Raw genomic sequence first — 25,519 nt, forward strand, 5'->3', positions numbered from 1 at the left:
TGCCGGTCAGCTCTCCCCGGAGAACCGCAGGATCAGGCCGAGCGCCACGATCACGGCGGCCCAGCAGATGCCGAGCACCACGGTGAAGCGGTTGAGGTTCTTCTGCGCGACACCGGACGAGTTCAGGTTGGACGTCATCCCCCCGCCGAACATGTCCGACAGGCCCCCACCCTTGCCCTTGTGCAGCAGGATGAGGAGGGTGAGCAGGAGGCTGGTGATGCCCAGCAGCACCTGCAGCACGATCTTGAGGATGTCCACGGTGGCCTTTCAGTGGTTCGCGTCGGCGGTGTCCCGACCGGTCCGCGACCGCCCGGACGACGGGCGTCGACGGGTGCGGCTCAGGTGGTCAGGTGGCTCTCGAACCTGACAATGTTAGCAAACTCGCCCGCGTCGAGGCTGGCGCCACCGACGAGCACGCCGTCGACGTCGGGCTGCCCGATAATGGCCGCCGCGTTGGCCGCCTTGACGGAACCGCCGTACAGCACACGGACGGCGGAGGCGACGTCGTCGCCGTACCGGGAGGCCAGCTCCGCGCGGATCGCGGCGCTCATCTCCTGGGCGTCCTCGGGCCCGGCGACCTCGCCGGTGCCGATCGCCCAGACCGGCTCGTAGGCCACGACGAGCTGCCGCACCTGGTCCTCCGGCAGGCCCTCCAGGTCCGCGCGCAGCTGACCGAGGGTGTGCTCGACGTGGGTACCGGCCTGCCGCACCTCGAGGCCCTCCCCCACGCACAGCACCGGCACGAGGCCGTGCCGGAACGCGGCCTTGACCTTGGCGGCCAGCAGCTCGTCCGACTCGCCGTGGATGGTGCGCCGCTCGCTGTGCCCGACGAGCACGTAGGTGCAGCCGAGCTTGGCGAGGAACTGGCCGGAGATGTCGCCCGTGTAGGCGCCGGCGTCCTGGTCGGAGAGGTCCTGCCCGCCGAAGCCGATGCTCAGGTCGTCCCCGTGCACGAGGGTCTGCACGCCCCGCAGGTCGGTGAACGGCGGGAACACCGTCACCTCGACCCGCCGGTAGTCGTGCTTGGCGTCGTCGAGGGTCCACGCGAGCTTCTGCAGCAACGTGATGCCCTGGACGTGGTCCATGTTCATCTTCCAGTTGCCCGCGATCAGGGGCACGCGGGTGCTGGCGGGGGTGGTGGTCATGGCCGTCCGTTCGTCGTGGGTGATCGGGGTGGCAGCAGCGGTGGCCCGGAGCCCGTCGGGCGCCGGGCCACCGCTGCCGGTCGTCGTCAGCGCTCGAGCGCCGTGATGCCCGGCAGTTCCTTGCCCTCGAGGTACTCCAGGCTGGCGCCGCCACCGGTGGAGATGTGGCTGAAGGCGTCGTCGGGGAAGCCGAGGGTCCGCACGGCGGCCGCGGAGTCGCCGCCGCCGACCACCGTCAGGGCGCCGTCGGCGGTCACGGCCGCCAGCGCCGCGGCGATGGCCTTCGTGCCGCCGGCGAAGGCGTCGAACTCGAACACGCCCGCGGGCCCGTTCCAGAACACGGTGCGCGCCTTCGCGATCTCGTCCGCGAACGCGCGGCCGGACTCGGGTCCGATGTCCAGGCCGATGCCGGCGGCACCGAAGCGGGACGACTCGATCCCGTCCGCCGGCACGACCTCGTGGGCGGCGTCCCGGTCGAACGCCTCCGCCACGACGATGTCGGTGGGCAGCACGATCCGCACCCCGGTCTGCTCGGCGCGGTCCAGATAGCCCCGTACCGTGTCCAGCTGGTCCTGCTCGAGCAGGCTGGCCCCGACCTTCGCCCCGCGTGCGGCGAGGAAGGTGAAGACCATGCCCCCGCCGATCACCAGGACGTCGGCCTTGCCGAGCAGCGAATCGATGACGGCGAGCTTGTCCGAGACCTTGGAGCCGCCGAGCACGACCACGTAGGGCCGCTCGGGGTTCTCGGTGAGGCGGCGCAGCACGTCGACCTCGGTCTTGACCAGGTCGCCCTGATAGGCGGGCAGGACCGCGGCGATGTCGTACACGCTGGCGTGCTTGCGGTGCACCGCGCCGAACGCGTCGTCCACGTACGCGCCGTGCTCTCCCGTCAGCGCGGCCAGTTCGGCCGCGAACGCGGCCCGCTCGTCGTCGTCCTTGCTCGTCTCCCGCGGGTCGAACCGCACGTTCTCCAGCACGAGCACCTGGCCGTCGGTCAACGCGGCGGCCTTCGTCCGCGCGTCGTCGCCGACGACGTCGGTGGCCACGGTGACCGGCGCGTCGGCCAGCTCGGCGAGCCGGTCCGCCGCGGGGGCGATCGAGTACTGCGGGTCGGGGGCCCCCTTGGGGCGGCCGAGGTGCGCCATTACGATCACCCGGGCGCCGGCCCCGGTGAGGGCCGCGATCACGGGCAGGGACGCGCGCACGCGGCCGTCGTCCGTGACCCGGTCGCCGTCGAGCGGCACGTTCAGGTCCGAGCGGACCAGCACGTGCCGCCCGGCGACACCGTCGGCGAGCAGGTCCTGCAGGGTCTTCGCGCTCACCGGGGGCCGCCTCAGAGCTTGCTGGCGACGAGCTCGGTCAGGTCCACGAGGCGGTTGGAGTAACCCCACTCGTTGTCGTACCAGGAGACGACCTTGACCTGGTTGCCGATGACCTTGGTCAGGCCCGAGTCGAAGATCGACGACGCCGGGTCGGTGACGATGTCCGAGGAGACGAGCGGCTCGTCGGTGTAGACCAGGTAGCCCTTGAGCGGCCCGTCCGCGGCGGCCTTCCGGTACGCCTCGTTGACCTCCTCGGCGGTGACCTCGCGGCTCACGGTCGCGGTCAGGTCCGTCGCCGAGCCGGTGGGCACCGGGACGCGCACGGCGTAGCCGTCGAGCTTGCCCTTCAGCTCGGGAAGCACGAGGCCGATGGCCTTGGCGGCGCCGGTCGAGGTGGGCACCATGTTGATCGCGGCGGCACGGGCCCGGCGGAGATCCTTGTGGGGGCCGTCCTGCAGGTTCTGGTCCGCGGTGTAGGCGTGGATCGTCGTCATCAGGCCCTGCTGGATGCCGAACGCGTCGTTGAGGACCTTGGCGAGGGGGCCGAGGCAGTTGGTGGTGCAGGACGCGTTCGAGATGATGTGGTGCTGCGCCGGGTCGTAGTCGCCGTCGTTGACGCCGAGGACGATGGTGATGTCCTCGTCGGAGGCCGGAGCGGAGATCAGGACCTTCTTGGCGCCGGCGTCGATGTGCTTCCGGGCGTCGGCGGCCTTCGTGAAGAAGCCGGTCGACTCGACGACGATCTCGACGCCGAGGTCGGCCCAGGGCAGGTTCGCGGGGTCACGCTCGGACAGGACCTTGATGGTCTTGCCGTTGACGACGATGTTCTGGCCGTCCGTCTCGACCGTCTCGGCGAGCTTGCCCAGCACGCTGTCGTGCTTGAGCAGGTGGGCGAGGGTCTCGGGGCTGGTCAGGTCGTTGACGGCCACGACGTCCAGATCGGCGCCCTGGGACAGGGCGGCACGGAAGTAGTTGCGGCCGATCCGGCCGAATCCGTTGATGCCAATCTTCGTAGTCACTGCATTCCCTTTCGCTGGGGGGACGGGCTTGTCGGTGAAGCGGGCAGACCCCGGGCCGGACGGGCCCGGGGTCCGACGGGGATCAGGCCGGGACGATCAGCTGGTGGGCGCCGGTGCGGGCCGCGGCCAGCCGCGCGGACACGTCGTTCCAGTTGACGATGTTCCAGAACGCCTTGACGTAGTCGGCCTTGACGTTGACGTAGTCGAGGTAGAAGGCGTGCTCCCACATGTCCAGCTGCAGCAGCGGGATCGTGCCGACCGGGATGTTGCCCTGCTGGTCGTACAGCTGCTCGATGACGAGGTTCTGGCCGAGGGGCTCGAACGCGAGCACGGCCCAGCCGGAGCCCTGCAGGCTGGTGGCGGCGTTGGTGAAGTGGCCGACGAACGCGTCGAAGGAGCCGAAGGAGTCGTCGATCGCGGACGCGAGCTCACCCTCGGGCTTGTCGCCCCCGTCCGGGGACAGGTTGTTCCAGAAGATCGTGTGGTTCAGGTGGCCGCCGAGGTGGAACGCCAGGTCCTTGCTCAGCTTCGGGATGTTCGCGAAGTCGCCGGTGGAGCGCGCCTCGGCCAGCTTCTCCAGCGCGGTGTTCGCGCCGTCCACGTACGTCTTGTGGTGCTTGTCGTGGTGCAGCTCCATGATCCGTGCGGAGATGTGCGGCTCCAGCGCGGCGTAGTCATAGGGAAGGTCGGGCAGGGTGTACTTCTCGCTCACGAATTCCTCCATCGGTCCTGGTGGCGTTTCCACGGTGCAGCCCGTGCCGACGGCCGGGAACGACCCCCGCGCGGCGGCGGAACCGGGCCCCGAGCTGGGGCTACGAGGCCACCGGCCGGGGCAGGGCGAGTCGGCGCGACTGCCTTCCCATCCTATGCACTCCCCTACTGATCCAGCATCTCGGCGGTCACATTGGCGTCGGTGCCCGGGATGCCCTGATCGGAGGCCCGCTTGTCGGCCATCGCGAGCAGCCGGCGGATGCGCCCGGCGATGGCGTCCTTGGTCATCGGCGGGTCCGCGAGCCGGCCCAGTTCGTCGAGGCTGGCCTGCTTGTGGGCCACCCGCAGCTCGCCCGCGTACTTGAGGTGATCGGGCACCGCGTCGCCGAGGATCTGCAGGGCGCGGTCGACGCGGGCGCCCGCGGCGACGGCCGCCTGCGCGGAGCGGCGCAGGTTCGCGTCGTCGAAGTTGGCCAGCCGGTTGGCGGACGCCCGGTTCTGCTTGTGCTCCCGGCGCTCCTCCCACACCCCGCAGGCGCGGGCGGCGCCCATCCGGGTGAGCAGGGAGCCGATCGCCTCGCCGTCCCGGATCACGACGCGGTCCACGCCGCGGGCCTCCCGGGCCTTGGCCAGGATGTGCAGGCGGCGGGCGGAACCGACGAGGGCGAGGGCCGCCTCCGGGCCCGGGCAGGTGACCTCCAGGGCCGAGGAGCGTCCGGGTTCGGTGAGGGAGCCGTGGGCGAGGAAGGCGCCGCGCCAGACGGCGGCCGCCTCGTCGTTGGAGCCGTTGACGATGGCGGGCGGCAGGCCGCGCACGGGCCGGCCGCGGCTGTCCAGCAGGCCGGTCTGCCGCGCCAGGGACTCGCCGTCCCGGACGACGCGGACCACGTACCGGTTGCCCTTGCGCAGCCCGCCGCCGGAGACGACCACCACGTCGCTGCTGTGCCCGTAGACCTCGGCGATCGCCGAGCGGAGCCGCCGGGCCGTGATCGCGAGGTCGACCTCCGCCTCGATCACGATCCGGCCGGAGATGATGTGCAGCCCGCCCGCGAAGCGCAGCAGCGCCGACACCTCGGCCTTCCGGACCGCGGACTTCGCCGTCTGCAGCTGCGACAGCTCCTCCTTGACCTGGGTGGTCAACGCCATGTTCTCGTTCCTCACTGCCCCCGTGCGGGCGCCGCTGCTCGTCGCCCTCGAACCGGTGGTTCCGTCGTGCTCAGCCGCCACCGAAGATGTCGTGGTACGCCGTCGCAAGGCGCACGTGATCGTGCACCGGGGCGCCACCAGAAGCCCCCACTCTACCGAAGATGACCTCGGCGCCCAGACCGGCCGCCGCCTCGCGGAGGGCATCGGCGTCGTCCACGCTGGCCGGATCGGCGAGCACCGCGTCCACCCGGAAGTCCGGCGCGCAGTGGCGCAGCACCGCCAGATGGTCGGCCGCGGACATGCCCCGGGTCTCCTGGGTGGCCCGGCCCAGATTCATGGTCACCAGTCGCCGCGCCGGGGTCGCGCACAGGGCGTCGCGCAGCTCCGGCAGCAGCAGGTGCGGCAGCACGGAGGTGTACCAGGAGCCGGGGCCGAGGATCACCCAGTCCGCCAGTTCGATGGCCTCGAGCGCCTCGCGGCAGGCGGGGGCGTCCGGCGGGTCGAGCCGGACGGCGTCGAGGGTGCCGGCGACGGCGAGCCGGGACTGGCCGCGCACGACGTCCACGCCGCCGCCGGCACGGCGCACGTCGCCCTCGATGGTCAGGGGCACGCTGGCCATGGGCAGCACCTGGCCGCGGGCGCCGAGCAGCGCCCCGGCCCAGCGGAGCCCGTCGACCGGGTTCTCCATCAGTTCCCACAGGGCGACGATGAGCAGGTTGCCCAGCGCGTGGTTGTCGAGGGTGGCGTCACTGCCGGGCCGGGAGCGGAATCGGTGCTGCATGACGTCGCGCCAGGTGCGTCCCCAGTCCGTGTCGTCGCACAGGGCGGCCAGGGCCATCCGCAGGTCACCGGGCGGCAGCACGTCCAGCTCCTGGCGCACCTTGCCGGACGATCCGCCGTCGTCGGCCACCGTCACCACGGCCGTCAGCTCGCTGGTCAGCAGGCGCAGGGCGGACAGCGACGCGTACAGCCCGTGCCCGCCGCCGAGGGCGACGACGGCCGGCTCACGGCGGGCGCCACCGCGGCCGCCGCCGGGCGGCACCACCGGCAGGGCGCCGGTCGGAAAGCCGGGCATCACTCGCGCCCCAGGTCGCGGTGGTGCGTGGTCACCTTGGTCTTGGGCAGCTGCCCGAGCCGGCGCGCCAGTTCCTCGGTCACGGCGACGGACCGGTGCTTGCCGCCGGTGCACCCGACCGCGATCGTCGCGTAGTGCTTGTTCTCCCGCCGGTACCCCTCGAGCACGGGTTCGAGGGCGTGCACGTAGCGGCGCACGAACTCCTCGGCCCCGTTGTCCTCGAGCACGTACCGGGACACGTCCGCGTCCAGCCCGGTCAGGGGGCGCAGCTGCGGAACCCAGTGGGGGTTGGGGATGAACCGGACGTCGGCCACGAAGTTCGCGTCCACCGGCAGCCCGTACTTGAAGCCGAAGCTCATCACCGTCAGGCGCAGGGTCACGGGGCCGGACTCGGAGAAGAGGTCCGTGATGGTCGTCGCCAGGTCGTGCACGTTCTTCGTGGAGCTGTCGACGACGAGGTCCGCCATCGTCCGCAGGTCGGCGACCAGCAGCCGCTCGGCGGCGATGCCGTCGAGGATCCGCCCGTCGCCCTGCAGCGGGTGCGGCCGGCGGCCCTGCTCGAAGCGGCGCACCAGCACGTCGTCGGCGGCGTCGAGGAACAGCACCCGGTAGCTGACGCCGGCCGCGGTGAGCGCGGCCAGGGCCTCCCGGATGGAGGCGAACAGCTCCTTGCTGCGCACGTCCATCACGACGGCGAGCTTGGCCATCGGCTGGGGCGTGCGCGCCACGATGTGGGAGAGCGGGACGAGCATCTCCGGGGGGAGGTTCTCCACCACGTACCAGCCGTGGTCCTCGAGGGCGTTGGCCGCGGTGCTGCGACCGGCCCCGGACATGCCGGTCACGATCAGCATCTCCGGCTCGGGGGGCTTGACGGGCGTCAATTCCTCGGGTGCGCTCATGATCCCTTCCTCACGTGGCCGGCGGATGCCTCCGGCGGGTCCTCGATCCCACCCTAGTGGCCGACGCCGGACCGGTTCACGGGGACCCCCTCCGGGCCGGGGCGGCCCCGGCCTCGCGATCAGTCGAGCAGTTCGCCGGTGCTGGTGTTCACGGCGACCCGGTCGCCGTCGTCGGCGGCAGGACCGGCCGTGGGGTCGTCGTCCCGGCCCTCGGTCAGGGCGGGCGAGCCGAGGGCGCGCATCACCGCGATGGCCAGGGACCGGCCGACCCCGGGCACGGCGGTCAGCTCGGCCAGGTCCGCGGCGCGGATCCTCTTCACCGAGCCGAACGTCTTCAGCAGCGCCTTGCGCTTGACCGGGCCCAGCCCGGGCACGTCGTCCAGCTCGGAGGCGGTCATGGCGGCGGAGCGACGCTGCCGGTGGAAGGTGATCGCGAAGCGGTGCGCCTCGTCGCGGACGCGCTGCAGCAGGAACAGCCCGTGGGAGGCGCGGGGCAGGATGACCGGGAACTCGCTGTCCGGCACCCAGACCTCCTCGAGCCGCTTCGCCAGGCCGACGACGTCGATGTCGGTGATGCCGAGGTCGGCCAGGGCGCGACCGGCTGCGGCGACCTGGGGCGGTCCGCCGTCGACGACGACGAGGTTCGGCGGGTACGCGAACTTCGGGCGGGGGGCGCCGTCCACGGTCGTCGCCCCGCGCGCCGTCGCCATGGCCACCGGCCCGCTGGTCACCCGCTCCGCCTGCTCCGCGAGGTAGTTGCGGAACCGGCGGTGGATGACGTCGTACATCGCGGCGGTGTCGTCGCGGGCGGCGTCCCCGCTGATGCCGAACTTGCGATAGTCCGACTTCTTGGCCAGCCCGTCCTCGAACACGACCATGGAGGCCACCACGTTGGTGCCCTGGACGTGGGAGATGTCGTAGCACTCGATCCGCAGGGGCGACTCGCGCAGCTCGAGGGCGTCCTGCAGCTCCTGGAGCGCGGCCGAGCGTGTGGTCAGGTCGCCCGCGCGTCGGGACTTGTGCAGCCGCAGCGACTGGACGGCGTTCTCCCGGACGGTGTCCGCCAGCGCCGCCTTGTCGCCGCGCCTGGGCACCCCGACCTTGACCTGGGCGCCGCGCAGCCCGCTCAGCCACGCGGTGACGTCGTCGAGGTCGGCGGGCAGCTCGGGCACGAGCACCTGCCGCGGGATCCGGTCGTTCTCCCGGGTCGCGTCGCCGTAGACCTGCTGCAGCAGCTGTTCGATCAACTCGGCGTCGTCGCTGTCGTCGACCTTCTCCACGACCCAGCCGCGCTGGCCGCGGATCCGGCCCCCGCGCACGTGGAACACCTGGACCGCGGCCTCCAGCTCGTCCTGGGCGATGCCGAACACGTCGGCGTCCACCGACTCCTTGAGCACCACCGCGTTCTTGGTGAACGCCTTCGTCAGTGCCCCGATGTCGTCGCGCAGGGTGGCCGCCCGCTCGTAGTCGAGCTCGGCGACCGCCTCGTGCATCTTCTTCTCGAGCTCGGTGATGAAGGGCTGCTGCTTGCCGGCCATGAAGTCGCAAAACTCCTGCGCGATCTCCCGGTGCTCCTCGGGCGTCACCCGGCCGACGCACGGCGCGGAGCACTTGCCGATGTAGCCGAGCAGGCAGGGCCGGCCGGCCTGCTGGGCGCGCCGGAAGACGCCGCCCGAGCAGGAGCGCATGGGGAAGACCCGCAGCAGGGTGTCCACGGTGTCGCGGATGGCCCACGCCTGCGAGTAGGGCCCGAAGTAGCGGGTGCCCTTCTGCTTGTCCCCGCGCATCACCTGGACCCGGGGGAACTGCTCCCCCATGGTGATCGCGAGATACGGGTAGGACTTGTCGTCACGGAAGGCGATGTTGAACCGCGGGTCGTACTCCTTGATCCAGGTGTACTCCAGCTGCAGGGCCTCGAACTCGCTGCCCACCACGGTCCACTCGACGCTGGCCGCGGAGAAGACCATGGTGCGGGTCTTGGGCAGCAGGGTGTGCGGCGCCGCGAAGTAGGAGTTGAGCCGGGACCGCAGGTTCTTGGCCTTGCCGACGTAGATGACGCGGCCATGCTGGTCGCGGAACCGGTAGACGCCGGGGGTGGTGGGGATCTCGCCGGTCCTCGGGCGGTAGGTGCGGGGGTCCGCCACGCCGCCCCCTATTCGGCGCCGGGCCGCTGGTTGTAGCGGCCGACGCGTTCCTGGCCGGTCAGTCCCGCGATGGCGTCCATGATCCGGTCGGTGACCTCGCGGCGCTGGGGCAGGGAGTGGCCCGGGCCGACCCGGTCGAAGTACAGGGGCTTCCCGACCTTCATGGTGAAGCGGCGCGGGGTGACCATCATGCTGTCCGCGGGTTGCAGCTTCTCGGTGCCGATCAGCCCGACCGGGACGACGGGGGCCCCGGTGGTGAGGGCGAGCCAGCCGACGCCGGTCTTGCCGCGGTACAGCTTGCCGTCGCGCGAGCGGGTGCCCTCGGGGTAGATGCCGAACACGTCGCCCCGGTCGAGCACCTCGAGCGCGGTCTGCAGGGCGGCGACGCTGGCCGCCTGCTCGCCCCGCTCGACCGGGATGGAGCCGATGCCCTGGAAGAAGGTGCGCATCGCGGCGCCCTTCACCCCGGTGGTGGTGAAGTACTCGGCCTTGGCGAAGAAGCTCACCCGGCGCGGCATGAAGGAGGAGACGATGATGCTGTCGAGGAACGACAGGTGGTTGGGGGCGACGATCACCGGGCCGGACGCGGGGAAGTTCTCCAGGCCGGACAGGCGGGGCCGGCAGCTGAGCCGGAACGCGCCGCGGGACGCGGCCCGGGAGGCCTCGTAGATGCTCATGCCGTCGCCCCCGTGCTCCCGGCGGAGAGGACGGCGTCGTCGGGGGCGAGCCGGACGGCGGGTGGGGGCAGCAGCCGTACGATCGCGGCCTCGAGCTCGTCGGCAGTCTCGGCGACGAGCGTCGCCCCGGCGTCGAGCAGCTCGCGGTCCCCGCCGAAGCCCCAGCCGACGCCGATGCCGGCCAGCCCGTTCTCGGCCGCACCGACCATGTCGTGCCGCCGGTCGCCGACCATGACGGCGCGACGTGCGCCGGTGTCACCGCCGGGCAGGCCGAGGTCCGCCAGGGCGGCGGCGACGATCTGTGTCTTGGTCAGGGGTGCCGGGTCCTGCTCGTCGTCGGAGGAGCCGTGCACGAGGTCGACCGCCTCGAGCAGTCCGGTCGCGGCGAGCAGCTCCGTGGCCAGGCCGACGGGCTTCTGGGTGGCGACGGCGAGCCGGTAGCCGTGCTCGCGCAGCCGGGCCAGCAGGCCGGCCACGCCCGGGTACACGCGGCTGGCCGCCATACCCTCCGCCCGGTAGCGGTCGCGGTAGGTGGCGATGACGGCGGCGAGCCGGTCCGCCGGCACCCCCGCGATGCCGCTGAGGGACCGAACGAGCGGGGGCCCGACCATGCTGCGCAGCGCCGCGTCGGGCGGGATCGGCAGGGCGTGCTGCGCGAGGGCCTGCGAGATGCCGCCGGTGATCGCTCCCGCCGGGTCCACCAGGGTGCCGTCGAGGTCGAGCAGCACGGCCGGGGCGGCGGGGTGGAAGGTGTCGGCGGTCACCGGGGAAGTTTCCCACATCGCGACGACGCCGCCCAACCCTGCATGCCGCCCTCGGCATACAACGGTGCGGGCATGATCGGTCTCAGGACGCGGCCGGCACGAGCAGCTCGGTGAGGAACTGCCCGGTGTAGGAGTCCTCGACGGTGGCGACCTTCTCCGGGGTGCCCGTGGCCACCAGGGTTCCCCCGCCGGACCCGCCCTCGGGGCCGAGGTCGATCACCCAGTCGGCGCTCTTGATCACGTCGAGGTTGTGCTCGATGGTGATCACCGTGTTGCCCTTGTCCACGAGGGACTGCAGCACGAGCAGCAGCTTGCGGATGTCCTCGAAGTGCAGGCCGGTCGTGGGCTCGTCGAGGACGTACACGCTGCGGCCGTTGGACCGCTTCTGCAGCTCGCTGGCGAGCTTGACGCGCTGCGCCTCGCCGCCCGAGAGCGTCGTCGCCGGCTGGCCGAGGCGGACGTAGCCGAGCCCGACGTCGACGAGGGTGGTCAGGTGCCGCGCGATCGGGGTGAACGCGGCGAAGAACTCGGCGGCCTCCTCGATCGGCATGTGGAGCACGTCGGCGATGGTCTTGCCCTTGTAGTGCACCTCGAGCGTCTCCCGGTTGTACCGGGCACCGTGGCACACCTCGCACGGGACGTAGACGTCGGGCAGGAAGTTCATCTCGATCTTCAGGGTGCCGTCGCCGGAGCACGCCTCGCAGCGGCCGCCCTTGACGTTGAAGGAGAACCGTCCCGGCTGGTAGCCGCGCAGCTTCGCCTCGTTGGTCTCGGCGAACAGCTTCCGGATGTGGTCGAACACCCCGGTGTAGGTGGCCGGGTTGGACCGCGGCGTCCGGCCGATCGGGCCCTGGTCCACGTGGATGACCTTGTCCAGCTGGTCCAGTCCCTCGACGCGGGTGTGCCGGCCCGGCACCTGCTTGGCGCCGTTGAGCCGGTTCGCCATCGTCTTGTAGAGGATGTCGTTGACCAGGGTCGACTTGCCGGACCCGGAGACGCCGGTGACCGCGGTCAGCACGCCGAGCGGGAACCAGACGTCCAGGTTGCGCAGGTTGTTCTCCCGCGCCCCGACCACCTTGACGATGCGCTTCCGGTCGACCGGCCGGCGGCTGGCGGGCGGGTCGATGGAGCGCCGGCCCGCGAGGTAGTCGCCGGTCAGGGACGTGGTGTTCTGCAGCAGGTCCGCGTAGCTGCCGGAGTGCACGATCGCGCCGCCGTGCTCCCCCGCACCCGGCCCGACGTCGACGATCCAGTCCGCCTCGGCGATGGTGTCCTCGTCGTGCTCGACGACGATCAGGGTGTTGCCGAGGTCCCGCAACCGGGTCAGGGTCTCGATCAGGCGCCGGTTGTCCCGCTGGTGCAGGCCGATGGACGGCTCGTCGAGCACGTACAGCACGCCCACCAGGCCGGAGCCGATCTGGGTGGCCAGCCGGATCCGCTGTGCCTCGCCGCCCGACAGGGTGCCCGAGGGCCGGGACAGGTTGAGGTACTCGAGCCCGACGTCGAGCAGGAAGGTCAGGCGGGCGTCGATCTCCTTGAGCACCTGCGCGCCGATCTGCCGTTCGCGATCGGTCAGCTCCAGATCGCGCAGGAAGGCGGCGCAGTCGCGCAGCGGCAGGGCGCAGACGTCGGCGATGGAGCGGCCCGCGATCAGCACCGACAGCGACGCCGGGTTCAACCGGGCGCCGTTGCACTCGGGGCACGGGATCTGCCGCATGTACTCCTCGTACCGCTCGCGCGCCGAGTCGGACTCCGTCTCGGTGTGCTTGCGCTTGATGTACGCGATCACGCCCTCGAAGCCCGTGCTGTAGGTGCGCTCCCGGCCGAACCGGTTGCGGTACTGGACGGTGACCTTGTGGTCCTTGCCGAGCAGGATCGCCTTCTTCGCGGCGGCCGGCAGCTGCGCGAACGGGGTGTTCAGGTCGAAGCCGAGGTCCCGGCCCAGGCCCGCCAGCAGCCGGTTCCAGTACTCGGTGGTGGCGGTGCCCAGCGACCACGGGGCGATGGCGCCCTCCCCCAGGCTCTTGCCCGGGTCCGGGATGACCAGGTCCTCGTCGACCTCGAGCCGGGTGCCGATGCCGGTGCAGACCGGGCAGGCGCCGAACGGGTTGTTGAAGGAGAACGACCGGGGTTCGATCTCGTCGATCGCGAGCGGGTGCTCGTTGGGGCAGGCGAGGTTCTCGCTGAACGCGCGGGTGCGGCCGGCGTCGTCGGCGTCCAGGTCGACGAAGTCGGCGAGCATGCGCCCCTCGGCGAGCAGCAGCGCGGTCTCCACCGAGTCGGTGAGCCGCTGCCGCATGCCCTCGCGCACCACCAGCCGGTCGACGACGACCTCGATGGTGTGCTTGTACTGCTTGCCGAGCTTGGGCGGCTCGGTGAGCTGGATCTGCTTGCCGTCGACGACGGCGCGGGCGAAGCCCTTCGCGGACAGGTCGGCGAACAGGTCGACGAACTCGCCCTTGCGGCCGCGCACCACCGGGGCGAGCACCTGGAACCGGGTGCCCTCGGGCAGCTCGAGCAGCTGGTCGACGATCTGCTGCGGCGTCTGCTTCGTCACCGGCTCCCCGCAGACGGGGCAGTACGGCCGGCCGACGCGCGCCCAGAGCAGGCGCAGGTAGTCGTAGATCTCGGTGATGGTGCCGACGGTCGACCGCGGGTTCTTCGAGGTCGACTTCTGGTCGATCGACACCGCCGGGGACAGCCCCTCGATGAAGTCGACGTCGGGCTTGTCCACCTGGCCGAGGAACATCCGGGCGTACGCGGACAACGACTCGACGTAGCGGCGCTGCCCCTCCGCGAAGATGGTGTCGAACGCCAGGGACGACTTGCCGGACCCGGAGAGGCCGGTGAAGACGATCATCGCGTCCCGCGGCAGGTCCAGGTCGACGTTCCGGAGGTTGTGCTCCCGCGCCCCCTTGACGGTCAGGCGGGTGGAGTCGTGCGTCATCAGTCGGGTCATCTCAGCGTCGGGCACGACGTCCATCCTATCGAAGACTCGTTCGAACCGTGGCCCGGGGGCGGCGGTTCAGCCGTCGGCTGACCTCACGCCGCCACCGGCGGCGGCGCCCGTGGCCGCCCCCATCGGCACGGTGGTGCGGGCGGCGGCGGGCTCGCTGCCGGCGTCCCAGGCCGCCCGCAGCAGTGCGACCGCCTCGGTCTGGTCCAGGCCCGCCGCACGGGCGGCGCGAGCGAGGTCCCGGGCGGCCGTGGCCACCTTCTCCCGCGCCGCGTCCGCGGCCGCGACGGTGGTCCCGGCCCGGCCGGCGGTGACGACGATACCCGCCTCCTCCAGCTCCCGGTAGGCGCGCGCGACGGTGTTGGCCGCCAGGTGCAGCTGCTGCGCGAGGGTGCGCACCGGGGGCAACCGCGACCCGGCGGGCAGCTGCCCGGTGGCGGCCGCGGCGGCGATGAAGCGGCGCACCTGCTCGAACGGGGCGGTGGGGCTGGCGGGATCGATGCGGAGCGCGTCGATCAGGGGGAACCCGGTCACCGGCTCACCTCCTCCTCGATGACGGGCGCGGCGAACTGCGCGTTGTACAGGTCGAAGTAGTGGCCCCGGGCCGCCAGCAGGCTCTCGTGGTCGCCCTGCTCCACGACGCGCCCCTCCTCGAGCACCAGGATGAGGTCCGCGTCCCGGATGGTCGAGAGCCGGTGGGCGATGACGAAGCTGGTCCGGCCGGTGCGCAACCGGTTCATCGCCTGCTGGATCAGCACCTCCGTGCGGGTGTCCACCGAGCTGGTCGCCTCGTCCAGGATCAGGATCTCCGGGTCCGCGAGCTGGGCGCGGGCGATGGTGACGAGCTGCTTCTGACCCGCGCTGAGGGCGGAGCCGTCATCGGAGAGCACCGTATCGTACCCGTCGGGCAGCGACCGGACGACGTGGTCGACCGAGGTGGCCCGCGCGGCCGCGACGATCTCCTCCTCGCCGGCGTCGGGCCGGCCGTACGCGAGGTTCTCCCGGATGGTGCCGCCGAACACCCAGGGGTCCTGCAGCACCATGCCGAAGTGGCCGCGCAGCTCGTCCCGGGTCATCGCGGCGATGTCGACGCCGTCGATGGTGATCCGGCCGCCGTCGAGCTCGTAGAACCGCAGCAGCAGGTTCACCAGCGTGGTCTTGCCGGCGCCGGTGGGCCCGACGATCGCGACCGTCTGGCCCGGCTCGGCGCGCAGGTCGAGGTGCTCGATCAGCGGCGCGTCGGGCCGATACCGGAAGGACACGTCCTCGAAGACGACGAGGCCGCGGGCCACGGGCAGCCGGGCCGGCTCGGCCGGATCCGGGCTCTGCTCGGGCGCGTCGAGCAGCTCGAACACGCGCTCCGCCGACGCGATGCCGGACTGCAGCAGGTTGAGCATGCCGCCGAGCTGGCCGAGCGGCTGGGAGAACTGGCGCGCGTACTGCACGAACGCCTGCACGCTGCCGATGGTGATCAGCCCGGACGCGACCTGCACGGCGCCGACCACGGCGACGGCGACGTACACCAGGTTCGAGACGAACATCATCAACGGCATGATCAGGCCGGAGATGAACTGCGCCTTCCGGCTCGCCTCGTACAGCTCGGTGTTGGTGGCGTCGAAGCGGGCCTTCGCCTCGTCCTGGCGGCCGAAGGCGGTGACCACCTCGTGCCCGGTGAACATCTCCTCGATGTGGGCGTTCAGGGCTCCGGTCCGGGCCCATTGCGCCACGAACTGGGGTTGCGAGCGGCGGGCCACCAGCACGGTGATGACCGCCGACAGCGGAATGCTGACGATGGCGACGACGGCCAGGGTCGGGGAGATCGTGACCATCATGACGAGCACGCCCACCACGGTCAGCACGGAGACGACGATCTGGGTCAGCGTCTGGTTGAGGGTCTGCGCGAGGTTGTCGATGTCGTTGGTGACCCGGGAGAGGACCTCGCCGCGCGGGTGGTCGTGGAAGTGGGCCATCGGCAGCCGGGACAGCTTGTCCTGCACGGAGCGACGCAGCGCGTACATGGCCCGCTGGACGGCCGAGGCGATCAGCCGGGCCTGCAGCCAGTTGAGCACGAACGCGACGAGGTAGAGGGCGAGCACGGCGAGCAGGATGCCGGCGAGCCGGCCGGTGTCCAGGCCCTGCCCGGGCACGAACGTCATCCCGGAGAGCAGGTCGGCCTGCTGCTGCTGACCCGAGGCCCGCAGCCCGGCGATCAGCTGGTCGCGGGGCACCCCGGCGGGGGTCATCCGGCCGACGACGCCGGCGAAGATGACGTCCGTCGCGGCGCCGAGGATCTTCGGGGCCGCGACCGTGAGGCCGACCGCGCCGATCGCCATCAGCACGACCAGCGCCAACTTGCCGACGTCGGGGCGCATCACGCCCGCGAGCCTGGCGATGGTCGCCTTCACGTGCAGCGGCTTGCTCGGGGGTGCGCCCCGACCGTGCATGCTCATGCCGCCTCCTCGGCGCTCAACTGGGACTCGACGATCTCGCGGTAGGTGGGGCAGTCGGCGAGCAGGTCCTCGTGGGTGCCCGTGCCGACGAGGGCACCCTCGTCGAGCACGAGGATGGTGTCCGCGTGCCGGATGGTGCTGACCCGCTGGGCGACCACGACGACGACGGCGTCACGGGTCCAGGGGACGAGAGCGGAGCGCACCCGGGCGTCCGTCGCGTAGTCGAGGGCGGAGAAGCTGTCGTCGAACAGGTAGACGCCCGGCCGGCGGACCAGCGCCCGGGCGATGCACAACCGCTGCCGCTGTCCGCCGGAGAGATTGGTGCCGCCGGGCTCGACGGCGGCGCCGAGCCCGTCGGGCAGGGCCGCGACGAAGTCGGCGGCCTGCGCCACCCGCAGCGCCGCCCACAGCTGCTCGTCGGTCGCCTCCGGGTCCGCCATCCGCAGGTTGGACGCGACGCTGCCGGAGAAGAGGTGCGCCCGCTGGGGCACCAGGCCGATACCGGCGCGCAGGCTGTCCAGGGTGAGCCCGGTGATGTCGTGCCCGCCGATGGTGACGGTGCCGGCGGTCGCGTCCAGCAGCCGCGGGACGAGGTTGAGCAGCGTGGTCTTGCCCGCGCCGGTGGACCCGATGATCGCGGTGGTGCGGCCGGGTGCGGCGGTGAAGGTGATGTCCCGCAGCACGTCCCGCTGGGCGCCGGGGTAGCGGAACCCGACGTGATCGAAGCGCAGGGCCCCGGTCAGCCGGGCGGGGGGCTCCGTGTGCTCCCCCGCGGGCGTCGTCCCGTTCCGCCGTGCCACCAGCGTGGCGGCGTCCACGGCGCCCGGGGCGGAGACGACGGAGGGCTCGGCGTCGAGCACCTCCGTGATCCGCTCGGCGGACACGGCGGCACGCGGCAGCATCATGAACAGGAACATGGCGAGCATGACGGCCATCAGGATCTGCATGATGTAGGCGAGGAAGGCCGTCAGCGCCCCGATCTGCATCTGGCCGGCGTCGATGCGCATCGCCCCGAACCACAGCACGCCGACGGTGGCGACGTTGACCACGAGCATGATGGACGGGAACATCAGCGCCAGCAGGTAGCCCGAGGCCAGCTGGGTGCCGGTGAGGTCCCGGTTGGCGGCGTCGAACCGGTCCGCCTCCTGCCGTTCCCGCACGAAGGCGCGGATCACGCTCAGGCCCATGATCTGCTCGCGCAGCACGGCGTTGACCCGGTCCAGCTGCGTCTGGCCGCGGCGGAACAGCGGTACGAGCCGCCGGACGATCAGCCCGATCACGACGATCAGCACCGGCAGCACCACGAGCAGCAGCCCGGAGAGCGCCACGTCCTGCTGCAGGGCGAGCACCACTCCACCCACGCCCATGATCGGGGCGGTGACGAGCATGGTGAACGACATCAGCACGATCATCTGCACCTGCTGCACGTCGTTGGTGCTCCGGGTGATCAGCGACGGCGCCCCGAAGCGGGTCACCTCGCGGGAGGAGAACCGCTGGACGGCGGCGAACACCTCCGCGCGGACCTGCCGGCCCACGCTCATCGCGACCCGGGCCGCGAGCAGGATGGCGGCGATGTTGCAGAGGATCTGCCCCACCGTCATCAGCAGCATCAGCCCGCCCACGGACCAGATGACGCCGAGGTCCGCGCGGACCACGCCGTCGTCGATGATGTCCGCGTTCAGGGTGGGCAGGTAGAGGGTGGCGAGCGTCTGCAGCAGCTGCAGCACGACGATCGCGATCACCGCCGCCCGGTGGGGTGCCAGGTGGCGGCGGACCAGCCGGATCAGCATCGGTGTTCCTTTCCTTCGTGCGATCTCGCGTGATCGTGGTCCCATCCTGCACCGCTGCCCGGAGCCGCGGAGAGGGCGGCACCGGCCGCGGTGGGCCGGTGCCGCCCCCTGAGGGCCCGTCGGTCAGCGCCGCGCGGCCTCCAGTGCCTGGTCCCGGTCGGTCCGGCTCTCGGTCCCGGTCTCGGGGGTGGCCGTCCCGGCGGTCTCGGGAGCGGCGGCGTGCCGGCCGCGGGTGCGGTTCGGTGTGGCGCCGTCCGTCGTGGCTCCTTCCGCGGCACGGGTGTCACGCTCGTCCACGGCGGCGGCGGCGTGCCGGCCCCGGCCCGGCGACGGCGCGTCGATGGTGCCCGCGACCGTGCCGGCGGCGGTGACGCCGGAGGCGAGGATCGGCAGCGAACCCGACGGCGGCGTGGCCTTCGCGGCGTCGACCGGCTCGGTGCTCGGCTTGACGTCGATGGTCGTGCGCAGCGTCTTCTCGCGGATCAGCAGCACCGCGATCAGGACGACGATGGCGACGATCGCCGCGTACCGGAAGATCAGGCCGGTGGCGTCGCCGTAGGCACCCTGGATGATCTCCCGGACCGGGCCCGGCAGGGCGGCCAGGTCGAGCGAGGCGGTCGAGCCGGCACCGCCGGAGGGCGTGATGCCGTGGGAGGCGAGGCCCTGCGTCGTCAGCTCGGTCACCCGGTTGCCGAGCACCGCACCGAGCACGGCCACGCCGATGGCGCCGCCGAACGAGCGGAAGAAGGCCACCGACGCGCTGGCCGCGCCGATGTCCTGCACCCGGACCGTGTTCTGCACGGCGAGCACGAGGTTCTGCATCAGCGCGCCGGTGCCGAGGCCCACGAGGAAGATGTAGACGCCCACCAGGATCAGCGGCGTGGTGTGGTCCAGCGTCGACGCGAGCCCGAGGCCCGCGATGAGCAGCACGGACCCGATCACGAGGTAGCGCTTCCACTTGCCGAATCGGGTGATCAGCTGGCCGGCCACGGTGGTGGCAATCAGGTTGCCGAAGATCATCGGGAGCATCAGCAGGCCGGCCTCGGTCGGCGTGTACCCGCGGGCGATCTGGAAGTACTGGCCGAGGTAGGTGTTGCCGCCGAAGAGGCCGATGCCGACGGCCACCGAGGCGATGATCGCCAGCGCCGTCGTGCGCTCGGAGACGATCTTCAGCGGCACGATGGGCTCGGCGACCCGGGACTCGACGACGATGAACAGGGCGATCAGCACGAGGCTGCCCCCGACCATCCACACGGTCTGGGGCGACCACCAGTCGTAGTAGTCGGCCTTGCCGGCGAAGGAGACCCAGATCAGCAGGAGGCTGACGGCGGCGGCGAGGAGCACCGCGCCGATCCAGTCGATGGAGACGCGCCGCTTGACGTTGAGGTGGCCCAGGTGGAGCTTGAGCTGGATGATGACGAGGGCGATCACGGCCAGCGGCACGCAGACGAAGAAGGTGCCTCGCCAGCCGAGCGCGCTGTCGACGATGAGACCGCCCAGCAGCGGACCGCCGGACATGGCCACGGCCATCACGGCGCCCATGTAGCCGGCGTAGCGGCCGCGCTGACGCGGCGGGATGATGGTGCCGAGGATCGCCTGGGCGAGCGCGGTCAGGCCGCCCATCGCCAGGCCCTGCACGACGCGGCCGACCATCATGACGGGGATCGTCTGGGCCACACCGGCGCCGATCGACCCGAGCACGAACATGATGATGGAGATCTGGACGAGCAGCTTCTTGTCGAACAGGTCGGCGAGCTTGCCCCAGATCGGCGTGGAGGCCGCGTTGGCCAGCAGTGCGGCCGTGATGATCCAGGCGAAGTCGGTCTGGGTGCCGTGCAGGTCGCCCACGATGCGCGGCAGCGCGTTGGCGACGATGGTCGAGGAGAGGATCGCGGTGAAGAACGCCGCGAGCAGGCCGGTCAGGGCGGCCATGATCTCCTGGTGGGACATGTGCGGTTCGTCGGCCGGCGCCGTCGGCGCGGGCCGTTCCGCTGCGGTGGTGCTGCTCATGAAGGGGTTTCCTCTACGCGGTCGTGATGGCGGCTTCGGGGGCGCCCGCGGGCGCCTCCCCCGGTTCCCCGTCGTGACGGGACCGGACGTTCTCGTGCTGGGCGGCCTGGAAGACCTCGCTCAGGCGGCCCAGGGTGCGGGTGGCGTGCTCGGCCTCGGCCTCGTCCCACCCCGTCAACAGGTCGGTGAGGCGCTGCGTGCGCTCGGCGGTGACGGTGCCGACCAGGTCGCGGCCCGAGTCGGTGACCGACAGCAGGCTCGCGCGGCCGTCGTCGGGATCCGGGCGGCGGCTGAGCAGGCCCCGCTCCTCGAGGGCGGAGATCTGGCGGCTCAGCGCGGACGTGCCGATCCCGAGATCGTCGGCCAGATCCGTCGCGCGCCGCTCCGACGACGAGCACAGCATGAAGAGGATGCCCACGTGGGCCATGCCGACGCCGTCCGCGGCCGCCATCGAGCGTGAGGTCACGTGCTTGACGGTGCGCTGCAGTCGCATGATCTGCTCCACCAGCGCGGCGGCGGTTCCCTCGGTGACGGTCATGGTCTCCTCCGTCGTTTGTTGACCCAATCAACAATATGGCGACTGATTGCTTAGGTCAACTAACTACGTCGTTATGCTGCTCACATGACCGACATCGCCGTGACCGAGCTGACCGACGTCGTCCTGCGTAGCACCAGTGTCGGCTCGATGGACAACAACGTCTACCTGCTCACCGGCGTCCGCTCCGGCGCTCAGGTGCTCATCGACGCCGCCGCGGACGCGCCCGCGATCGAGCGGCTGATCGCCTCCGCCGCCGGGGACTCCCCCGTCGCGCCGCACGTCGCCCTGATCGTCACCACCCATCGGCACCACGACCACGTCGGCGCGCTGGCGGCGATCGCGCAGCGGACGGGCGCCCGCACCGCGGCCGGCCGCGACGACGCCCCCGCGATCGAGGTCCCGACCGCGGTGCCGCTCGACCACGGCGACGTCGGCGACTTCGACGGATTCGCGCTCGAGGCGATCATCCTGCGCGGGCACACCCCGGGATCGGTGGCGCTGCTGCTGCGCGACCCCTCGGGTCCGGACCACCTGTTCAGCGGTGACGCGCTGTTCCCGGGCGGGGTGGGCCGCACCGACGGGGCCGAGAACTTCCGCAGTCTGTTCGACGACGTCGTGCACCGGATCTTCGACGTGCTCGAGGACGACACGGTGGTCCACCCGGGCCACGGGCTGCCGACGACGCTGGGCGCCGAGCGCCCGGCCCTGCCCGCATGGGAGCGGCGCGGCTGGTGACGATCGCCCGGCGACGGTGCGGACGGCCTCAGCCGCGGGCGCGGGCGCCGATGCCGTCGATCCAGGCCGCCGGCCGGTCGATGACCCCCTCGAGGACGGTGATCGCGGCGCCCGTCGCGGCGGGGCCGCGGTCCTCGCCGGCGTCGGCGCCGACGTGCTCGTCGACCCGCACCGTCGGCCCGTCGAATCGGCCCGCGAGCACGCGGGACCCGAGGCGGGCGGCGAGATCAGGCGCGATCAGGTCCGCGAGCCGGCCGAGGTGGCCACCGAGCACCACGGCCGGGATGTCCAGCAGGTTCACGGCGCTGACGAGGGCGGTCTCGAGCGCGTCCACCGCGGCGGCGAGCGCGTCCACCGCGGCGGCGTCGCCGGCGTGGCACGCGCGGGCGAACCGGTCGATCCCGGCGGTGGCCGGGAGGCCCGCGGCCGTGACCAGGGCGCCGAGGCCGGCGTAGCGTTCCAGGCAGCCGTGGGAGCCGCACGGGCACGGCGGACCGTCCGGGTCGACGCACACGTGGCCGATCTCTCCGGCCCAGCCGTGCTGACCGCGCATCACGCGACCGCCGAGCACCGCCGCCCCGCCGATGCCGATCTCGCCCGAGAGGTAGATGAAGTCCTGGGGTCCGTGCGGCCGGCCGGGGATCGGCTGGGCGACCGTCACCGCGGCGCAGTCCGCCTCGTTGCCCAGCAGCACCGGCCCCAGCTCCGGGGCCGCCAGCAGGGGCGCCGGCTGCACGGAGGACCAGCCGAGGTTGGGCGCGCGCAGCAGCGTGCCCGACGCGGGACGCACGAGGCCGGGCAGCGCCAGCCCGGTGCCCACGAGGGTGCGGTCCGCGCCGGCCGCCGCCACCACCCGCGTGCCGCAGGCGCCGACCAGGGGCAGCACCGCGGCCGGATCGCTGGCCACGAAATCGCCGTCGACGGCCTCCTCCGCGATCACCGTGCCGTCGAGCGCGACCAGCCGCGCGAGCAGGAACGTCGCGTTGACCTGGAGCCCGAGCGCGCAGAGCCGGTCGTCGGCGACCACCGGCGTCGCCGGCCGGCCGAGTCCGCCCCCGACCTTGGCCACCTCACGGACCAGGCCGCCGGCCAGCAGGTCGTCCACGAGCCGGGAGACGGTGGACCGGGTCAGCGCCGTCGCCGCCGCGACGTCGGCCCGGGACATCGGCGTCGAGGCGCCGAGGATGATGCGGGCGACGAGCGAGAGGTTGTGCTCGCGCAGGGTGGCCTGGGTGGCGCCTCCCGCCGGCCGCGGGTTCGCCGGTGCCGGGGCGACGGTATCCACGGCATTGACTGTAGCGGACGTCACCATTATGTTGTGTGACACAACAAACGCGTGATCCCTCACCCGCAAGGAGCAGTCATGGTGCGTCAGCCCACGAAGGACGATCGATTCTCATTCGGCCTGTGGACGGTCGGCTGGACCGGCATCGACCCGTTCGGGTCCGCGACCCGCCCGGCCCTGGACCCCTGGGAGTACGCGGAGAAGCTCGCGGAACTCGGCGCCTGGGGCATCACCTTCCACGACAACGACGTCGTCCCGTTCGACGCGGACGAGCAGACCCGGCGCCGGATCACCGGTCAGCTCAAGGACGCCGCCGATCGCGCCGGCCTGACCATCGAGATGGTCACGACCAACACCTTCACCCACCCGGTCTTCAAGGACGGCGGGCTGACGTCGAACGACCGGGGGGTGCGCCGGTTCGGTCTGCGCAAGGTGCTCTCCGCCGTCGACCTGGCCGCCGAGATGGGGGCGAGCACCTTCGTCATGTGGGGCGGCCGGGAGGGTGCGGAGTACGACTCCTCCAAGAACCTCTTCGCCGCGATGCAGCGGTACCAGGAGGGACTGGACACCGTCGCCGGCTACATCAAGAGCCAGGGCTACGACCTACGGATCGGTCTCGAGCCCAAGCCCAACGAGCCGCGCGGCGACATCTTCCTGCCCACGGTGGGGCACGCGCTGGCCCTGATCGCCGAGCTCGAGCACGGCGACATCGTCGGGCTGAACCCCGAGACCGGGCACGAGCAGATGGCGAATCTCAACTACACCCACGCCCTGGCGCAGGCGTTGTTCAGCGGCAAGCTGTTCCACATCGACCTGAACGGGCAGAAGGGCCTGAAGTACGACCAGGACCTCGTGTTCGGGCACGGCGACCTGCTCTCGGCCTTCTTCACCGTCGACCTGCTGGAGAACGGCTTCCCGGGCTCCCCCGACGGTCCCCGCTACACCGGCCCCAAGCACTTCGACTACAAGCCGTCCCGCACCGAGTACTTCGAGGGCGTATGGAAGTCGGCGGAGGCCAACATGGCGACCTACCTGCAGCTGGCCGAGAAGGCGCGAGCGTTCCGAGCGGACGAGCGCGTCCAGGAGGCCATGCGGTACGCCGGCGTGGCCGACCTCGCCCAGCCGACGCTGGCGCCGGGCGAGTCGGTGGCCGACTTCCTCGCCGCCGACGACGGCTTCGACCTCGACGCCGCCGCCGAGCGCGACTACGGGTTCGTCCAGCTGCACCAGCTGGCCGTCGAGCACCTGATCGGCTGAACCGTGACCCTGGTCGCCGGCGTCGACAGCTCGACGCAGTCCTGCAAGGTCGTCATCCGCGACGCAGCGACCGGTGCGCTCGTGCGCGCCGGCGCGGCGCCGCACCCGGACGGCACGGAGGTCGATCCCGAGGCCTGGTGGTCCGCCCTGCAGGCGGCCGTCGAGGACGCGGGTGGCCTGGACGGGGTCACCGCGCTCGCCGTCGGCGGCCAGCAGCACGGGCTGGTCGCCCTCGACGCGGACGGCGAGGTGATTCGGCCGGCCCTGCTGTGGAACGACACCCGGTCCGCGGACGCGGCCGAGGACCTCGTGCGCGAGCTCGGGGACGGTGACGCCGCCCGGGGCCGGGCGGCGTGGCTGGAGGCGACCGGCTCCGTGCCGGTGGCCTCGTTCACCGTCACGAAGCTGCGGTGGCTCGCCGACCACGAACCGGAGCACGCCGCCCGGCTGGCCGCGGTCGCACTGCCGCACGACTGGCTGACCTGGCGGCTCTCCGGCTCGACCGACCTGGCCACCCTGACCACGGACCGGTCCGACGCCTCCGGCACCGGCTACTGGGACCCCGCCACCGGCGCGTACCGGTGGGAGCTGCTGTCCCGGGCCCTGCGCCGCGACGTCGGCCCGGGCGACCTCGTGCTGCCCCGGGTGGCCGAGGCGTTCGAAGCGGTCGGCGAGACCGCGGCGGCCGGTGCTGTGCCCGCCGGGATCGTGCTGGGGCCGGGGTGCGGGGACAACGCCGGCGCCGCCCTCGGGCTGGGCCTGGCCCCCGGCCAGGTGTTCGTCTCGCTCGGGACGTCGGGGGTGGTGGCCGCGGTCGCCCAGGCGCCCACGACCGATCCGAGCGGGGTGCTGGCCGGCTTCGCCGACGCGACCGGCGCGTTCCTGCCCCTGGCGTGCACGCTGAACGCGACGCGGGTGCTCGAGGCGGCTCGCCGCCTCCTCGGGGTCGATCACGAGGCGTTCAGCGATCTCGCCCTGGCGGCGCTGCCCGGCGCCGGCGGCCTCGTGCACGTGCCGTACCTGGAGGGCGAGCGCACCCCGGATCTGCCGCGGGCCACGGGCTCGCTGCACGGCATGACCCCGGCGTCGCTGAGCCGGGAGAACCTGGCGCGGGCGGCGGTGGAGGGGCTGCTCTGTCACCTCGCGGCCGCCCTGGACGTGATCCGGGCCCGCGGCGTGGACGTCACCGAGGTGACCCTCGTCGGCGGCGGCGCCCGGTCCGCGGCGGTCCGGCAGCTCGCTCCCGGCCTCCTCGGCGTCCCCGTCGTCGTGCCCCCGCCCGGCGAGTACGTCGCCGACGGCGCCGCCCGGCAGGCGGCGACCGTCGCGGCGGGCTCGTCGGTGCCGGTCGCCTGGGCCGCGGGCGAGGCGGAGCGCTTCACCGGCCCGGCCCAGCCGGACGTCCGGGCCGCCTACGACCGGCAGGCCGCCCGCGCTGCGGACGAGTTCGGCGCTCCCGCAGGGCCCGACGACGCCGACGACGATCCCGCGGTCGCCTGACTGCCGGAGCCTGAGAACCGGAGGCCGACCACCGGGGTGGGACCGCTGACGGGCGGGCCCACCCCGGTTTCTCGTGCCCGCCGGCATCGCGAGGCC

General features: G+C 72.3%; 21 protein-coding genes. 3 read left to right on the forward strand and 18 right to left on the reverse strand.

Going from position 1 to position 25,519, the window contains the following annotated elements; translation table 11 throughout:
* Window positions 1–6 precede the first annotated feature (6 nt).
* The 17 genes from secG to IEX22_RS07270 form a co-directional block, all read right to left on the reverse strand.
* Window positions 7–258 (reverse strand): preprotein translocase subunit SecG, encoded by a 252-nt coding sequence (gene secG / locus IEX22_RS07190; protein ID WP_188667656.1) that lies wholly within the window; start codon window positions 256–258, stop codon window positions 7–9.
* 80 nt (window positions 259–338) lie between these two features.
* On the reverse strand, window positions 339–1,145 hold the full coding sequence (gene tpiA / locus IEX22_RS07195) for a triose-phosphate isomerase (protein WP_188667657.1): 807 nt from the start codon (window positions 1,143–1,145) through the stop codon (window positions 339–341).
* Window positions 1,146–1,231: 86 nt separating this feature from the next.
* Window positions 1,232–2,467 carry a phosphoglycerate kinase gene (locus tag IEX22_RS07200; RefSeq protein WP_188667658.1) on the reverse strand — a complete coding sequence of 412 codons (1,236 nt, stop codon included), beginning with the start codon at window positions 2,465–2,467 and terminating at the stop codon, window positions 1,232–1,234.
* An 11-nt stretch (window positions 2,468–2,478) separates the two neighbouring features.
* On the reverse strand, window positions 2,479–3,486 hold the full coding sequence (gene gap, locus IEX22_RS07205; RefSeq protein WP_188667659.1) for a type I glyceraldehyde-3-phosphate dehydrogenase: 1,008 nt from the start codon (window positions 3,484–3,486) through the stop codon (window positions 2,479–2,481).
* Between the two features lie 82 nt (window positions 3,487–3,568).
* Window positions 3,569–4,198 (reverse strand): superoxide dismutase, encoded by a 630-nt coding sequence (locus tag IEX22_RS07210; RefSeq protein ID WP_229659841.1) that lies wholly within the window; start codon window positions 4,196–4,198, stop codon window positions 3,569–3,571.
* A 164-nt stretch (window positions 4,199–4,362) separates the two neighbouring features.
* Window positions 4,363–5,343 (reverse strand): DNA-binding protein WhiA, encoded by a 981-nt coding sequence (gene whiA / locus IEX22_RS07215; RefSeq protein ID WP_188667661.1) that lies wholly within the window; start codon window positions 5,341–5,343, stop codon window positions 4,363–4,365.
* A 70-nt stretch (window positions 5,344–5,413) separates the two neighbouring features.
* Window positions 5,414–6,418 (reverse strand): gluconeogenesis factor YvcK family protein, encoded by a 1,005-nt coding sequence (locus IEX22_RS07220; protein ID WP_188667662.1) that lies wholly within the window; start codon window positions 6,416–6,418, stop codon window positions 5,414–5,416.
* Window positions 6,418–7,317 (reverse strand): RNase adapter RapZ, encoded by a 900-nt coding sequence (gene rapZ / locus IEX22_RS07225; RefSeq protein WP_188667663.1) that lies wholly within the window; start codon window positions 7,315–7,317, stop codon window positions 6,418–6,420. Before rapZ ends, IEX22_RS07220 begins: the two co-directional genes overlap by 1 nt.
* A gap of 119 nt (window positions 7,318–7,436) precedes the next feature.
* Window positions 7,437–9,461, reverse strand: coding sequence for an excinuclease ABC subunit UvrC (uvrC, locus tag IEX22_RS07230; RefSeq protein WP_188667664.1), 2,025 nt, complete (start codon window positions 9,459–9,461; stop codon window positions 7,437–7,439).
* An 8-nt stretch (window positions 9,462–9,469) separates the two neighbouring features.
* Window positions 9,470–10,138 (reverse strand): lysophospholipid acyltransferase family protein, encoded by a 669-nt coding sequence (locus IEX22_RS07235; RefSeq protein ID WP_188667665.1) that lies wholly within the window; start codon window positions 10,136–10,138, stop codon window positions 9,470–9,472.
* Window positions 10,135–10,902 (reverse strand): HAD hydrolase-like protein, encoded by a 768-nt coding sequence (locus tag IEX22_RS07240; protein WP_229659842.1) that lies wholly within the window; start codon window positions 10,900–10,902, stop codon window positions 10,135–10,137. The genes IEX22_RS07235 and IEX22_RS07240 overlap by 4 nt, the downstream gene beginning before the upstream one ends.
* Window positions 10,903–10,984: 82 nt before the next feature.
* Entirely contained in the window at window positions 10,985–13,861 is a 2,877-nt protein-coding gene (uvrA, locus tag IEX22_RS07245; RefSeq protein ID WP_229659854.1) for an excinuclease ABC subunit UvrA, read from the reverse strand.
* A 66-nt stretch (window positions 13,862–13,927) separates the two neighbouring features.
* Window positions 13,928–14,392: a GntR family transcriptional regulator gene (locus IEX22_RS07250; RefSeq protein WP_229659843.1), complete on the reverse strand. Its 465-nt coding sequence runs from the start codon at window positions 14,390–14,392 to the stop codon at window positions 13,928–13,930.
* On the reverse strand, window positions 14,389–16,308 hold the full coding sequence (locus tag IEX22_RS07255; protein WP_188667667.1) for an ABC transporter ATP-binding protein: 1,920 nt from the start codon (window positions 16,306–16,308) through the stop codon (window positions 14,389–14,391). The genes IEX22_RS07250 and IEX22_RS07255 overlap by 4 nt, the downstream gene beginning before the upstream one ends.
* The gene (locus IEX22_RS07260) at window positions 16,305–18,098 is read right to left on the reverse strand and encodes an ABC transporter ATP-binding protein (protein WP_188667668.1); all 1,794 of its coding nucleotides are present in this window, start codon (window positions 18,096–18,098) and stop codon (window positions 16,305–16,307) included. The genes IEX22_RS07255 and IEX22_RS07260 overlap by 4 nt, the downstream gene beginning before the upstream one ends.
* A 123-nt stretch (window positions 18,099–18,221) precedes the next feature.
* Complete coding sequence (locus tag IEX22_RS07265) at window positions 18,222–20,108, reverse strand: MDR family MFS transporter (protein ID WP_188667669.1); 1,887 nt, start codon at window positions 20,106–20,108, stop codon at window positions 18,222–18,224.
* 13 nt (window positions 20,109–20,121) lie between these two features.
* Entirely contained in the window at window positions 20,122–20,646 is a 525-nt protein-coding gene (locus tag IEX22_RS07270; RefSeq protein ID WP_188667670.1) for a MarR family winged helix-turn-helix transcriptional regulator, read from the reverse strand.
* Between the two features lie 84 nt (window positions 20,647–20,730).
* On the opposite strand from IEX22_RS07270, the gene IEX22_RS07275 reads away from it, so the two are divergent.
* Window positions 20,731–21,381, forward strand: a complete 651-nt coding sequence (locus IEX22_RS07275; protein ID WP_188667671.1) for an MBL fold metallo-hydrolase — start codon at window positions 20,731–20,733, stop codon at window positions 21,379–21,381.
* Window positions 21,382–21,409: 28 nt separating this feature from the next.
* On the opposite strand, the gene IEX22_RS07280 is transcribed toward IEX22_RS07275, so the two are convergent.
* Window positions 21,410–22,666 (reverse strand): ROK family transcriptional regulator, encoded by a 1,257-nt coding sequence (locus IEX22_RS07280; protein ID WP_229659844.1) that lies wholly within the window; start codon window positions 22,664–22,666, stop codon window positions 21,410–21,412.
* 78 nt (window positions 22,667–22,744) lie between these two features.
* On the opposite strand from IEX22_RS07280, the gene xylA reads away from it, so the two are divergent.
* Complete coding sequence (gene xylA / locus IEX22_RS07285) at window positions 22,745–23,923, forward strand: xylose isomerase (RefSeq protein ID WP_188667672.1); 1,179 nt, start codon at window positions 22,745–22,747, stop codon at window positions 23,921–23,923.
* A gap of 3 nt (window positions 23,924–23,926) precedes the next feature.
* Window positions 23,927–25,423 carry a xylulokinase gene (gene xylB / locus IEX22_RS07290; protein WP_188667673.1) on the forward strand — a complete coding sequence of 499 codons (1,497 nt, stop codon included), beginning with the start codon at window positions 23,927–23,929 and terminating at the stop codon, window positions 25,421–25,423.
* The last annotated feature ends 96 nt before the right edge of the window (window positions 25,424–25,519 follow it).

The sequence above is a fragment of the Tersicoccus solisilvae genome (assembly GCF_014643255.1).
Classification (GTDB): domain Bacteria; phylum Actinomycetota; class Actinomycetes; order Actinomycetales; family Micrococcaceae; genus Tersicoccus; species Tersicoccus solisilvae.